This window comes from Hyalangium ruber, from assembly GCF_034259325.1.
Classification (GTDB): domain Bacteria; phylum Myxococcota; class Myxococcia; order Myxococcales; family Myxococcaceae; genus Hyalangium_A; species Hyalangium_A rubrum.
Window position 1 is genome coordinate 33,930 of record NZ_JAXIVS010000018.1, and the last position, 12,368, is coordinate 46,297.

13 protein-coding genes are annotated in these 12,368 nt (G+C 68.5%); 9 read left to right on the forward strand and 4 right to left on the reverse strand.

What is annotated here, in order from left to right; all coding sequences use genetic code 11:
• Window positions 1–163 precede the first annotated feature (163 nt).
• Window positions 164–1,207 (reverse strand): adenosine deaminase, encoded by a 1,044-nt coding sequence (gene add, locus SYV04_RS37485; protein ID WP_321550855.1) that lies wholly within the window; start codon window positions 1,205–1,207, stop codon window positions 164–166.
• A 157-nt stretch (window positions 1,208–1,364) separates the two neighbouring features.
• Here add and SYV04_RS37490 point away from each other — a divergent pair, with 157 nt between their 5' ends.
• The 7 genes from SYV04_RS37490 (at window position 1,365) to SYV04_RS37520 (ending at window position 6,907) form a co-directional block, all read left to right on the forward strand.
• Window positions 1,365–2,159 (forward strand): sigma-70 family RNA polymerase sigma factor, encoded by a 795-nt coding sequence (locus SYV04_RS37490; RefSeq protein WP_321550965.1) that lies wholly within the window; start codon window positions 1,365–1,367, stop codon window positions 2,157–2,159.
• Between the two features lie 85 nt (window positions 2,160–2,244).
• Window positions 2,245–2,553: a pilus assembly protein N-terminal domain-containing protein gene (locus SYV04_RS37495; protein WP_321550856.1), complete on the forward strand. Its 309-nt coding sequence runs from the start codon at window positions 2,245–2,247 to the stop codon at window positions 2,551–2,553.
• A 73-nt stretch (window positions 2,554–2,626) separates the two neighbouring features.
• Window positions 2,627–4,069, forward strand: a complete 1,443-nt coding sequence (locus SYV04_RS37500; protein WP_321550857.1) for a protein kinase domain-containing protein — start codon at window positions 2,627–2,629, stop codon at window positions 4,067–4,069.
• Window positions 4,070–4,141: 72 nt separating this feature from the next.
• A complete protein-coding gene (locus tag SYV04_RS37505; RefSeq protein WP_321550858.1) occupies window positions 4,142–4,432 on the forward strand; it encodes a hypothetical protein in 291 nt (96 codons plus the stop codon).
• 96 nt (window positions 4,433–4,528) lie between these two features.
• A complete protein-coding gene (locus SYV04_RS37510; RefSeq protein ID WP_321550859.1) occupies window positions 4,529–5,695 on the forward strand; it encodes a chitobiase/beta-hexosaminidase C-terminal domain-containing protein in 1,167 nt (388 codons plus the stop codon).
• A gap of 153 nt (window positions 5,696–5,848) precedes the next feature.
• Complete coding sequence (locus tag SYV04_RS37515; RefSeq protein ID WP_321550860.1) at window positions 5,849–6,565, forward strand: hypothetical protein; 717 nt, start codon at window positions 5,849–5,851, stop codon at window positions 6,563–6,565.
• A 96-nt stretch (window positions 6,566–6,661) separates the two neighbouring features.
• Complete coding sequence (locus SYV04_RS37520) at window positions 6,662–6,907, forward strand: hypothetical protein (RefSeq protein ID WP_321550861.1); 246 nt, start codon at window positions 6,662–6,664, stop codon at window positions 6,905–6,907.
• Here the strand turns inward: SYV04_RS37520 and SYV04_RS37525 are convergent.
• Entirely contained in the window at window positions 6,893–7,732 is an 840-nt protein-coding gene (locus SYV04_RS37525) for an SDR family oxidoreductase (RefSeq protein WP_321550862.1), read from the reverse strand. The two genes, SYV04_RS37520 and SYV04_RS37525, sit on opposite strands and share 15 nt — an antisense overlap.
• Window positions 7,733–7,825: 93 nt before the next feature.
• Here SYV04_RS37525 and SYV04_RS37530 point away from each other — a divergent pair, with 93 nt between their 5' ends.
• The gene (locus tag SYV04_RS37530; protein ID WP_321550863.1) at window positions 7,826–8,734 is read left to right on the forward strand and encodes a LysR substrate-binding domain-containing protein; all 909 of its coding nucleotides are present in this window, start codon (window positions 7,826–7,828) and stop codon (window positions 8,732–8,734) included.
• A gap of 38 nt (window positions 8,735–8,772) precedes the next feature.
• Here the strand turns inward: SYV04_RS37530 and SYV04_RS37535 are convergent, their stop codons facing one another.
• Window positions 8,773–9,528 (reverse strand): class I SAM-dependent methyltransferase, encoded by a 756-nt coding sequence (locus SYV04_RS37535; protein WP_321550864.1) that lies wholly within the window; start codon window positions 9,526–9,528, stop codon window positions 8,773–8,775.
• Window positions 9,529–9,605: 77 nt separating this feature from the next.
• Entirely contained in the window at window positions 9,606–11,813 is a 2,208-nt protein-coding gene (locus SYV04_RS37540; protein WP_321550865.1) for a fused MFS/spermidine synthase, read from the reverse strand.
• 113 nt (window positions 11,814–11,926) lie between these two features.
• Between SYV04_RS37540 and SYV04_RS37545 the strand changes: the two genes are divergently transcribed.
• The gene (locus SYV04_RS37545) at window positions 11,927–12,361 is read left to right on the forward strand and encodes a hypothetical protein (protein ID WP_321550866.1); all 435 of its coding nucleotides are present in this window, start codon (window positions 11,927–11,929) and stop codon (window positions 12,359–12,361) included.
• Window positions 12,362–12,368 lie beyond the last annotated feature (7 nt).

Here is a 12,368-nt window from a genome sequence, read left to right on the forward strand (position 1 = left end):
AATGTCCCCCCCGCCTGCAATGCCTCTCAGGCGATACACCTCTCACGCAGAGAGGAAGGGACCATGCTTGAAGCGAAATCCCCAAGCACGCCCAGGGGCTCGGGTCTGTTGGCGGGCGAGCAGCCCTCTCTCCCCACAGAACGGGAGAGACCCACCCCGCAGTTCAGCGCGTGACTTCCCCGGCGGCGATCTCACGCTGCGCTGCGAGCCAGGCCTGTTTGGTTTTCAGAGGCAGGAGGCTGTGCTCGAAACCCGCCGCCGCGAGCGACAGGACCTGCTCGGCACTCCAGGAGAAACGGGCCGCGCAGCGCAGGTACTCGTCAGTCAGGGAGGTAGAGAACAAGGGGGGATCATCGCTCGCCAGCGTCACGGCGAGTCCGGCCGCCAGGAGGCGCGGCAAGGGGTGCTGGCCGAGCTCGGCGCAGACACCCAGGGAGACGTTGCTGCTGGGGCACACTTCGAGGGCAATCCGTTTCTCGACGAGGTGCTGGACCAGCTCGGAGTCCTCCAGACAGCGCACCCCGTGGCCCAGCCTCTCCGCGCCCAGCCACCGCAGGGCCGCCCAGATGCTCTCGGGACCTGCATGCTCGCCGGCATGGGGCAGGCTGTGCAGGCCGTTCTCTCGTGCCCGCGCGAAGAGCGGCGCGAACGGCTGCAGCGGCCACTCCAAGGACTCGGGACCCGTCAGCCCCAACCCCACCACCCCTTGCTCCCGCCCTCGCAGCGCCAGCTCCAGAGTGGGCTCGGCCCGGTCGGCCTGATTCCGGAGGATGTCGAACACCCAGGCGAGCTCGACCCCATGCTCCTCGCGCGCTCGCATGCGGCCCTCGGCCAGCCCTGCCAGCAGCGCGTCTCCCGGAACTCCGCGCGCCACGTGCGTCATGGGCGTAACGGTGACTTCGGCATAGCGCACGTTCTGCTCGGCGAGCTGCCGCGCCAGGTCGACGGTGATGGTGGTGAAGTCCTCGGCGTCCGTGAGGCAGCTCGAGAGCGCGAGGTAGAGCCGTAGGAAATCGTCGAACGAGGTGAACCGGTAGTGCCGCCGCAGTCCCTCGACGCCCTCCTCACTTCCGGGGAGCGAGACGCCATGCCGACCCGCGAGCTGTAGGGCCAGCTCGGGCTGGATGCTCCCTTCGAGGTGAAGGTGGAGCTCGGCCTTGGGCAGGCGGCGGATGAGCTCCTCCCTGGGCAGTGCGAGTTCTGGCATACCTGCTATCCCACCACTGCCCCGGTGCGGAGGCCAGCGCAGCTCGAGGAGCGGAATGCCTGCACAGCACTTTCTGACTTCCCTCTTCATCCCCTGCCTACGCCCGCCAGCCCGAGGCCTCGAGGCGCCGCCGGAGTTGGAGGCGTATCTCTTGGAGATGCTGGCCAACGCCCGCGCGGCGTGGCCTGGCCTGAACCTGCCAGAGGCCACCTTCCTCCGCTACCTGGCCGAACGGCTCCCGGAGGAGGGCTCACTCCTGGACGCGCTGCGCAGGCTGCATGTCACGGACCTCTACCTCGCCTGTGCCTGCACCGAAGGGCTCGCGGCCGCTCAATCCGTGCTGGACACGCGCTTTCTCCCGAAGGTGGACGCGGCGGTGGCTCGGGTGGAGGGCTCGGGGAACAAGGCCGCAGAGGTACGCCAGCGCTTGCGCGAACGGCTGCTCATCTCGGAGGACGGAAGGCCCCCTCCCCTCGCCGGCTATCAGGGCACGGGCCCGCTCGTGGCCTGGCTGCGCGCGGCCGCGGTGCGCACCGCCCTCAACCTCCGGCGCTCGGAGCGCAGGCGGGCCCGCGTCGAGGAAGAGGTGCTCTCCGAGGGGCCGGTGGTGGGAGGAGACCTGGAGCTGGACTACCTGCGGCAGAAGCACCGGGTGGACTTCCAGGCCGCGCTCGCCGAGGCGCTGGCGGCGCTGCCTGCCCGTGAGCGCACCGTGCTGCGCCTGCACTTCGTCGAGGGGTTGAGCCTGGAGCGAATCGGCGCCATGTACCAGACGCACAAGTCCACGGTGTCCCGGTGGCTGGCACGCGCCCGGGAAGAGGTGCTCGCCGAGGTACGCAGGCGGCTGGCGGAGCGGCTCCAGCTCTCCGCCGAGGAGCTGCAGAGCCTGCTGCGCGCCATCCGCAGCCAGCTCGATGCCAGCCTCTCCCAGCTCCTGCCCCGCTCGGAGTAATGCGGTGCGCCAGACGATTTTTTCGCGGCGCTGTGCAACGCCGCGCGGTCACCGGTGTCACCTGGGCGAAAGGGAGGAAATCACCATGAAGCACTTCGCTCGCAGCATCCTTGTGGCCCTGACCCTGTTCGCAGGTCCCGTGCTTGCCAACCCGTCGTCCCCGCCGCCCGCGTCCGCGGATACGCATGAGACCCTGAGCCTGCGCAAGGGCGGCTCGAAGGTGGTGCAGGCTCCAGGCATGAACCGCGTGGCGGTGGGGGACCCCGAGATCGCCGAGATCACGTTCCCGGAGGATGCCGTCATCCACGTCACGGGGCTGAAGGCGGGAGAGACGACGCTCGTCGTCTGGATCGGGACGACGATCAAGACCTACCGCATCGTCGTGCAAGGCTGAGCCAGACGGTGAAGCCTCGCGCGAAGCCGGGGGCTTTCCCGGCTCTGCCCGAGGCTGAGAAGATGCCTTGGTCATGAACGCCTCCGCGCACTCCCTGCCCGAGCGGTGCCCGGACGAGAACGCGCTCGCGAGCTTCGCGAGTGGCGCCTTGTCCGGCCCGAACGCTTCGAGCGTGGAGACCCACCTGGATGGGTGCGCCGACTGCCGCGCCCTGGTGGCGGCGGTCGCGGCCGAGCACTCCGCCACGGACGCCATGAGCCTCCAGACGCGGCTGGATACGGGGGTGCCGACGCAGCTGGACACGGGTGAGTCGCTGCCGCCGCCCGTCCTCGAGGGGCCACCGCTACGGCCGGGAGAGGTGCTCGGCCGCTTCGTCATCTCCGGAGTGCTGGGAGCGGGGGGAATGGGCGTGGTGTACGCGGCGGAGGATCCACAGCTGGGGCGGAAGGTGGCGCTCAAGCTGCTGCGCTCGGCGAGGGCGGACGCCACGGAGGAGCGACAGGCGCGGCTGCTGCGCGAGGCTCAGGCCATGGCGCGGCTATCGCACCCGAATGTGCTGCCCGTCTTTGACCTGGGCACGGAGGGAGGGCAGGTGTTCCTCGCAATGGAGCTGGTCGAGGGACCGACGCTGGCGGAGTGGCTGCGGCAGCGCGAGCGCCCCTGGCGCGAGGTCGTGGAGCTCTTCCTGGAAGCGGGCCGAGGGCTGGCCGCCGCGCACCGGGCCGGGCTGGTGCATCGCGACTTCAAGCCGGCCAACGTGCTGGTGGGCAGGGACGGGCGGCCGCGCGTGACGGACTTCGGGCTGGTGCGCGTGGGCGCGAGCGGGGAGGAGGTTGTGGCCGAGGCGGCTGCAGGAGGCTCCGAGCTCGCCCTCACCCAGGCCGGTGCGGTGCCCGGCACGCCCGCCTATATGTCCCCCGAGCAGCTCGCAGGCCGCCCCGTGGATGCGCGAGGCGACCAGTTCAGCTTCTGCGTCGCGCTCTACGAGGCGCTGTACGGCCTGCGCCCCTTCGCGGCGGAAGCACCGCCGGAGCGCCGCTGGACGTTGCGGCGCCCGGAGCGTGGACCTCGCCTGCCAAGACAGGTGAAGGCCGCGCTCGCCCGGGGGCTGGCGCTGGAGGTGGAGGACCGGTTCCCCTCCATGGATGCGCTCCTGGCGGTCCTGGCCCGGCCCCCGCTCCTGCGCGGGCGCTGGTGGGCGCTGAGCCTGGCTGCGGGACTCGCCCTTGCGGGAGTGGCGGTAGGCACCCAACGAGAGTTCGCGGACGCCTTGAGTGTGGACGACCTGGTCCCCCTGTCGCTCGCGGTGGACGAGACGAGCGCCCTCGAAGTGCCGGGGGTGTCGCGGGTGGCCGTCGAAGAGCCTGGCATCGTGGACATCGTCGCGGATGGAGAGCAGCTGCACCTGGTGGGGCTGACACCCGGGGCCACGCGGTTGATGGTGTGGACGAAGGACAAGCAGCGCCACGACTTCCTTGTGACCGTCATGGGGCATCCGGCTCCCGCCTCCAGGTAATCCCTGCAATGGTTCCGGAGCCCATTCGTAGCGCCCCTGCCCCCTGCTATTTTCGGGGCCTGGAGGAGCACCATGAGTGAAACAGAAGCGCTCGTTGCGGTCATGACCGTGGGCATGGTTTGTGGCGTTCCCATCCTGGGCCTGACCCTGCGCTTCTCGCTCAAGCCTCTGGTGGATGCCTACATCCGCCTGCGCGAGGCACAGCTGGCGTCTTCCCAGATGGAGCAGCTCCGTGAGCGGGTGGCCTATCTGGAACGGGAGCTGGAGCGGCGGGGGTTGATGGAGCGCCCGCCCGCCATCGTCTCGCAGCTCAGCATGCCGGAGAGCGTGGCCCTCCAGCTCAAGGACCGGGAGCGCAGCTAGGCAGCGCCGCTCCAGGGCATAAGGGGCTCTCCAGACTTGCCGCCCGTCTCGCGCGGGTGCCAGTCTCCGGCTCCCTTACCGCACCGGGAGTCATACATGGCATCGAGGCCCGCTGGAGTCCTCCGGTTTCTTCTGGCGTGGGTGTGTCTGCAAGTCATCAGCGCGTGTGGTGATGACACACTCCCGCCCCAACCTGCTCCCGAGCGGGACACCACGGCGCCGACCACCCAAGCGACGCAGCCGGGGGGAACCTTCACCTCGGCCGTCTCGGTGACGCTGACGTGCGCGGACGCAGGGGGCAGCGGCTGCGAGGCCACCTACTACACCACGGATGGCTCGACTCCGACGAAGAGCTCCCCCCGCTACAGCGCGCCCCTCTCTCTGGAGGCCACCACCACCCTCCGGTTCTTCTCGGTGGATGTGGCGGGCAACGCGGAGTCGGTGAAAGCCGAGACGTACACCATGACCCTGGAGGTGGCCGATACCACGGCGCCGACGGTGAGCGCCTCGCCGGCAGGGGGCACGTACAACACGGCCCAGAGTGTCACGCTCACGTGTACGGACGGCACGGGCACCGGTTGCCAGGCCATCCGCTACACCACGAATGGCTCCACGCCAGCAGCCTCCTCCACCGCGTACACGGCGCCCATCGCGGTGAGCGCCAACACGACGCTCAAGTTCTTCGCGACGGATGCGGCCGGTAACGCCTCGGCGGTGGTGAGCGAGACCTATGTGCTCGACACCACGCCGCCGACGGTGTCGGCCAGCCCCACAGGCGGGACGTACGCCTCGGCGCGGACCGTGAAGCTCACCTGTACGGACGGCTCGGGCACAGGCTGCGCCGCCATCCACTACACCACGGACGGCAGCACGCCAGACACCAACGCCGCGCGGTACACGGAGAGCCTGTCCATCGGCGCCACCACCACGCTGCGGTTCATCGGTGTGGACAACGCCGGCAATGTGAGCGCCGTGAAGACCGAGGAGTACCTCATCGACACCACGCCACCCACCACGACCATCAGCCCGGAAGGTGGGGTGTACTCGGAGCCGCAGACCGTCGTGCTCAGTTGCAACCACGGCCCGGTGGGCGAGTGCGACACCACCTATTACACCCTGGATGGCAGCACGCCGGACACCAACTCCCCGGAGGCCAACACCCCGCTGTACATCGAGGTCACCACCACGGTGAAGTACTTCTCGATGGACACGTACGGCAACCGCGAGCCCGTGCAGTCCCAGACCTTCGTCATCACCCAGTGACAATTTCCGGTCGCCAGGTGACGTAAAGGGTCGGAGCGCGCGGGGGGCGTGAGGGCCACCCAACGAGCCAGCATGGATGAAGGCGGGCCCTGGCATGGGGCTCGCATCCCTGCCGAGTGCCTGGCGATCCGCCTCGCACCGAAAGGGCTCGTGATGTCCCGGAACCGCCTGTTCCTCCTGCTCCTACACCTGGTGGCGCTTCCCGCGTTCGCCGAGGACAAGGAGTCCTCTGAGTACGAGGACGCCTCGGAGTACGAGGAAGAGGAGGCGAAGAATCCGTCACTCGAGGGCTCGCGTCGCTTCTCGCTGCAGACAGGCTGGCGGTACACGCCCAACACCCGGTTCTTCGATAACTTCTATGCGAGGCAGGAGAACCGGGGCCTGACGCGCGCGGGGGGAGCGCTTGGAGGGCCGCTGCTGGCGGGGACCTTCGCGTACTCGCCCCAGAACTGGCTCGAGGTGGGGTTCGATCTGTTCTTCACCTACGAGCGGATGCAGCTCACGAAGAAGCCGGGGCTCAACGCCATCACCTTCGGGGCAATCCTGGGCCTTCGCCTCCAGAGACGGCTGGAGCTCGGGTCCAAGGAGTTCATCCCCTTCGTGGGAGCGCTGGTCGGGCCCACGTTCGCCGGCGCGTACTTCGACGGCGGGCAATCCGTGGAGAACTTCGCCCATGCCTTCGGGGCCACCGCGGGAGGCACGCTGCGCCTCTCCTCCAAATGGGGCCTCTGCGTCGAGTACCGGCTGACCTACGCCAAGGGGCAGGCGGAACGCCTCGGTACCTACGACGCGGGCGGGAGCTGGCTCGCTGTGGGTTTGACGTATGTCTTCCCCACGGCCCAGGACCGGCCGCTGAGCCGCAACTTCTAGCCCTTCACTGTCTGCCGCTTGGCAAAGCGAGGCGCCAGCACTGGTGCCAATCCGCGCGCCCGTGGGATGAAAAACCCATGGCCATCGCCGAGCTCCATGTCCGAATCGGGAAGCTCCTCGCCGTCATCGACGAGCTCCTGGGGGCGCCCACTCTCGACAGAGGAGGAGGCACGCCAGCTGCTGGTGGAGTTCCGCGCCAGGCTGCGCGATGTCTCCGCGGTGACAGCCGGACACGTCGAGCTTCGCAACCTGCGCGCCCGCGTCGAGGGAGTCCTGAACGTCGCCCAGGACTGGTGGAAGGCGAAGGCCGAGGAGAAGTCGCCCCCCTCACGGCATGCGTGACACCTTCGGCCCGACGCGCGCTCGCATGAACGCCATGTACTCACTCTCGGACGTCTGCCGGCGCGCCTCGACGAGCGGAAGGATGTCGCTGGTGGCGACGTAGCGCAGGCGATCCGACGCATCGTTCGTGGCCTCGAAGATGACCTCGGCGACGTGCTCCGACGTCGCGTCCTTGTCCGCGCTGCGTGCCGCACGCATCTCCGCGAAGACCTGGTTCGCCGCCAAGACGAACGGGTCGTAGTCGCGGATGTCGTTCGACGACATGCTCGCATCCTTCGCCGATCGCTCGCCGAACTTCGTGCTGGTGACGCCGCCCGGCTCGACGAGCTTCACGCGAATGCCGAGCGCGCCGAGTTCGTACGAGAGCGATTCGGAGAAGCCCTCGAGCGCGAACTTGCTCGCGTTGTAGAGGGAGATCATCGGCAGCCCGAACACGCCAGCGCCGGAGCTCACGTTGACAATGCAGCCTCCCTTGTTCTCGCGGAAGTGCGGCAGCACGGCGCGCACGACGTTCATGACGCCAAAGACGTTCACCTCGAACTGCTCGCGTACCTTCGCTTCCGGGGTCAGCTCGAACACGCCAAAGAGGCCATAGCCCGCGTTGTTCACCACGGCGTCGATGCGCCCGAACCGCGCGAGGCCCGCGTCCACGGCGGCGCGGATCGTCTCGGGCTTCTCCACGTCGAGTCGGGTGACGAACGTGCCGGGAATGTCCTGTGGCGTGCGCATGGTGGCGATGACGTTCCACCCTCGGGCAACGAAAAACTCCGCGGTGGCCTTGCCGAATCCGGACGACGCGCCGGTGATGAGGACCGTCTTTTTCATGAGGCTTCCTCCTGGGGAGTCGTTCAAATAGCGCCGGGCCACCGGTGCAACAATCGGTGCAAACCGGCATGGACTGATGCAAAAAGCAACACAATGAAACGCCCGGGTCTCTTCGAGCTCCAAGCCATCTCGGCCGTCGCGTCGCACCGCAGCTTCCGTGCAGCCTCGGCCGAGCTTGGCCTCTCGCCCTCGGCTTTGAGCCATGCGGTCGCCGCGCTCGAGAAGCGGCTCGGCGTCCGGCTCTTCCAGCGCACGACTCGCAGTGTCTCGCTCACGGAGGCCGGCGATCGGTTCCTCTCGCGCGTGCGGCCCGCGCTCGCCGAGCTCTCGGCGGCGATGGAGTCGGTCAACGCGTTCCGCGACACACCCACGGGCACGCTGCGCATCACCACCTCGGAGGGCGCCGCGCGGCAGGTGTTCACGCCGATCGTGCTCGAGTTCATGAAGCGCTACCCCGACATGAAGGTCGAGCTCGTAGTCGAGTCGCGGTTCGTCGACATCGTGAAGGAGGGCTTCGACGCCGGCATCCGGCTGCTCGAGGCGGTACCGCAGGAGATGGTGGCCGTGCCGTGCGGTCCAAGACAGCGCTCCGCGGTGGTCGGTTCACCCCGCTACTTCAAGGCGAACCGGCGCCCGATGGTGCCGGCTGATCTGCGGGCACATCGGTGCATCCGCCTGCGGAAGAGGAATGGCGGGCTCTACGCCTGGGAGTTCGAACGTCGCGGAGAGGAACTCGCGATCGAGGTGGACGGGCCGCTCACGCTCGACACGCTCTCCCTGGTCATCGAGGCCGCGCTGAACGGCGCGGGGCTCGCGTATCTGAATGAGTGGGACGTTCGAGCGTATCTGGCGTCCGGAAAGCTCGTGAGCGTGCTGGAGGACTGGCTGCCGGCGTGGCCTGGGCTGTGCGTCTTCTATCCCAGCCAGCGTCACGTCCCAGCGGGGCTGCGTGCATTCGTCGAGGTGGTGAAGGAGGTCACGAAGCGCGACGCTTCGCGCTGAGCCGTGTAGCCCGGACTCCCTCCACCACCTGACCCCGCCTACGACTTGGGGATGATGACGATGTCCTCGTCCTGCTCCAGGCGATACATCCCGTCGGCGCCCCGGCAGGCCTCAGCGTGCATGCGAACCTTGTCTTCGAGTTCGCGCACCGCGTCCTTGCTCAGGGCCGCGAGCTGCTCGGCCGTGAAACAGCCCTCGAGCACGAAGAAGCGACACAGCGTGTACATCTCCTCGAAGGTCTTCGTGAGGAACCCGCTCATCGTCGGGATGACCTCGTGCGGCAGCCGCTTCTGCTGAACCGTGGCGATCAACTGCTGGCTGAACACCAGCGTCTCCGAGAAGTCGCGGCACAGCTCGTAGGTCGGCCCTCTCGCGGCGGCCATGACGATGAGGCAGTGTCCGCCGGGGCTCACGAACGAGAGCAGCCTGTCGATGAACCCTCCCCAGTCGGAGGGGGACACGTGGTACAGGACGTGCGAGCACACGACGAGCTCATACTTCTCGGACGCGTGGTATCGATCCAGGGGCTCGACGAGGACCTTCGCCTTCTCGTGCTTGAACCCGACGATCTGATCCTTGTTGGGCTCGAGCAGGGTGAGCGAGCCGAAGTACGGCGCGAGCCGTTCGGCGACCTTGCCCGACCCCGCGCCCACGTCCAGCAGCGCGGGCTGCTTCGGCATCCGCGGAAGCAGTCGCTCCTCGACGAGCTGCCCGATGTTCTCGGGGTGCCTGGCGGTGGCCGCGAGGATGCGGAACGCCGTGGCGTACTCCTGCGGCGACATGGTGATTCCCATTCCAGCCTCCCTCTTGTTGGAACGACCCCGGACTCTACACGGCCACGCGGCGCGTGTACGACCCAACCCGAAGCCGCTCAGGGAGGCGGCTGGGCCACCGGCAGCGCGGCGGCCGGAGCGGTGACCGTCCGGGTCTTCACCGCCGCATGCTCCCTTCGGAGCACCGGCAGCACGCTGCTGCGCTCATCCGTCCAGGTAAAGGGAGGCGGCTCGGCCAGCTCCACGCGGGCAACGGTCGCTCCCGCCGCGACGAAGGTCGCCCCCCAGGAGAAAGCGGGATCCGCACTGAGGATCATCCACGTGCTGCTCAGCGCGTCTCCCTTCAGCTCATTGGTGACGAGCGTCGCATGCAGCCCGAAGGCCCGCGCGTGCGCCAGCGCGATGGGCACCAGGTCCATGTGGATGTTGCTCAGGTGCATCGCCAGCACGCCGCGAGGCGCCAGGTGCTTGCGGTAGAGGTCCACGGCCTCCTCGGTGAGCAGGTGCAGGGGAATCGAGTCCGAGCTGAACACATCCAGCGCCAGCACATCGAAGGCTTGGGGCTCGCCCCGCTCCAGCTCTGACTCCAAGGAGATGCGCGCGTCTCCCTCCACGGCCTCCACCTTCGCCGGGCTGTCCGCCAGGAAGGTGAAGTAGCCTCCTTCGCCGCGCGCCAGGGAGGTGACCTTCGGGTTGATCTCATAGAAGCGCATGGTGTCACCCGCCTGGGTGAGCGCCGCGCTGGTGCCCACGCCCAGCCCCAGCACGCCGAGACGCAGGGCCTGCACCTGGCCCGCCTCCTGGCGCAGGCGCCGCTGCTCGGCGATGGCCAGCCCCAGGCCGCCCTCCGGCGTGTAGTAGGCCGACGGGAGCGGCCGGCGCCCCGGGCGGATGAACTGGAAGCCGTGGTTGATGGCGCCGTGCTTCAGCGAGTACTGGTGCCACAGCGGATCGGCCCGGTACTGCTCCAGCACCTGCACCACACCGAAGAAGTTGCGTGCCGTCAGCCGCACCTCCTTGCGGCTGTCCAGCACCGCCACCACCAGCCCCATCACCGCTCCGGCCAGTACGAACACCCGCAGCAGCCGCCCCACCCGCGCCACGTTCCGCTCCCCTTCCGGGCGTTTCATGAGGACCCCCACCATCACGGCGCAGCAGGCCGCCAGCGCCAGGGGGTACTCGGCATAGGTGTCGAAGATTCGCTGCGCCACCAGGGAGACGAAGAGGCCACCGACCACCCCTCCCACCGACACCCAGAGGTAGAAGGCGCTCAGGTGCCGAGGCGAGGGCCGCAGTCGGTACAGCTCGCCGTGGCACACCATGCAGCCGGCGAACAGGGCTCCGCCGTGGGCCAGCAGCTGAAAGGGCAGCGGGAAGTGCGGCCCCTCGATGATGGCGCGGGCCACGCCGCCCATCGACGCGACGAGCAGCAGCATGCAGAGGGAGCGCGAATAGAGGGCCTCACGCTCGAAGGTGAGGATGAAGGTGAGCAGGTAGAGGCCCAGGGGTAGCACCCACAGGAAGGGGCCCGCCGCCACGTCTTGCGAGAGCTGGTTCGTGGTGGCCAGCAGCAGCACCGAGGCGCAGGCGCTCAGCCCCAGCCACGCCAGGGTGCGCCCCACACCGGGCCGCGGCTCCTCTTGCGCGGGTGCCTCCGCGCCTTCCTTCGGCGCGTCCTGCCCGGTGGCCCGCTCCTCCCCTCGTCTCCACATGTCCCACGCACACACGGAGCACCCCACGGTGAACACCAGGAAGCCCACGGCCCACCCCCAGCCCTGCAGGGAGCGCGGCACATACGGCTCGACGAGGAAGGGGTAGCCCAGCAGCGCCAGCAGGGAGCCCACGTTGGACAGGGCATAGAGCCGGTATGGGGAGACGCCGGGCCGCGCGCGCGCGAACCAGCTCTGCAACAGCGGCGCCGTGGTGGAGAGCACGAAGAAGGGCAGCCCGATCGTCACCGCCAGCATCGCCAGGAGCCGACTCGTGAAGCCCTCCGCGCCGGTGGGGCGCCACTCCGGCCCGGGCGCTACCGGCGAGCCCGCCAGCCACGCGCGCGCCGCGAGCACCGCCACGGTGAAGGCCACCAGCCCCAGGTGCAGCCGGACCTGAGCGCGCGGCCTCAGGTGCGTGGCGACGACATGGGCGTAGGCGTAGCCGGCCAGCAGCGCCGCCTGGAAGAAGAGCATGCACGCCGTCCACACCGCTGGGGTGCCCCCGAACCAGGGCAGCGCGAACTTCCCCACCAGCGGCTGAACGCCGAAGAGCAGGAAGGCGCTGAGGAAGAGCGTGAGGGCGTATCGGGCCATGGCGAAAGGTTACACCGTCAGTACAGACCGAGCGCCACTCCAGGACGCAGCGCTTCGATGCGAACTGGGGTAGATCGCCTGCACTCTCGACCCTCAGCCCCCGGTTGCTCCCTATGACAGCGAAGAAGTCCAGGACCGCGAAGAAGCCCGCCGCAGCCAAGAAGAAGCCCGCGGCCAAGAAGAAGCCCGCGGCCAAGAAGAAGCCCGCGGCCACCAAGAAGAAGCCCGCCGCTCAATCGGAGATGGACCGACTGCTCAAGGCCGCGGACCGCATCGAGGAGACCCTCCAGGACATGGACCTCGATGACCCGGAGCTCGATTTGACGCTCGAGGATTTCGAGCAGGTCCTCAGGGAAGTCCTTCGAATCGACCCGGGAAACATCGCCACCATGATCCGCCTCGGCGAGTTCTTCCTCGATCGAGCCGGGGCCGAGGATGTGGCGCTGGAGTTCTTCGGGCAAGCCTCCAAGCTCCAGCCTGGAGACAAGAAGCTCGCGAAGCTGATCAAGAAGGCCCAAGCGCAGCTCGAGGAGAACAGGGACTCCTGACGCGTGT

Coding starts and splice junctions, on each gene's coding strand:
- add (WP_321550855.1), bottom strand. CDS start 1,207: ATGCCAGAACTCGCACTGCCCAGGGAGGAGCTCATCCGCCGCCTGCCC.
- SYV04_RS37490 (WP_321550965.1), top strand. CDS start 1,365: ATGCTGGCCAACGCCCGCGCGGCGTGGCCTGGCCTGAACCTGCCAGAG.
- SYV04_RS37495 (WP_321550856.1), top strand. CDS start 2,245: ATGAAGCACTTCGCTCGCAGCATCCTTGTGGCCCTGACCCTGTTCGCA.
- SYV04_RS37500 (WP_321550857.1), top strand. CDS start 2,627: ATGAACGCCTCCGCGCACTCCCTGCCCGAGCGGTGCCCGGACGAGAAC.
- SYV04_RS37505 (WP_321550858.1), top strand. CDS start 4,142: ATGAGTGAAACAGAAGCGCTCGTTGCGGTCATGACCGTGGGCATGGTT.
- SYV04_RS37510 (WP_321550859.1), top strand. CDS start 4,529: ATGGCATCGAGGCCCGCTGGAGTCCTCCGGTTTCTTCTGGCGTGGGTG.
- SYV04_RS37515 (WP_321550860.1), top strand. CDS start 5,849: ATGTCCCGGAACCGCCTGTTCCTCCTGCTCCTACACCTGGTGGCGCTT.
- SYV04_RS37520 (WP_321550861.1), top strand. CDS start 6,662: ATGTCCGAATCGGGAAGCTCCTCGCCGTCATCGACGAGCTCCTGGGGG.
- SYV04_RS37525 (WP_321550862.1), bottom strand. CDS start 7,732: ATGAAAAAGACGGTCCTCATCACCGGCGCGTCGTCCGGATTCGGCAAG.
- SYV04_RS37530 (WP_321550863.1), top strand. CDS start 7,826: ATGAAACGCCCGGGTCTCTTCGAGCTCCAAGCCATCTCGGCCGTCGCG.
- SYV04_RS37535 (WP_321550864.1), bottom strand. CDS start 9,528: ATGGGAATCACCATGTCGCCGCAGGAGTACGCCACGGCGTTCCGCATC.
- SYV04_RS37540 (WP_321550865.1), bottom strand. CDS start 11,813: ATGGCCCGATACGCCCTCACGCTCTTCCTCAGCGCCTTCCTGCTCTTC.
- SYV04_RS37545 (WP_321550866.1), top strand. CDS start 11,927: ATGACAGCGAAGAAGTCCAGGACCGCGAAGAAGCCCGCCGCAGCCAAG.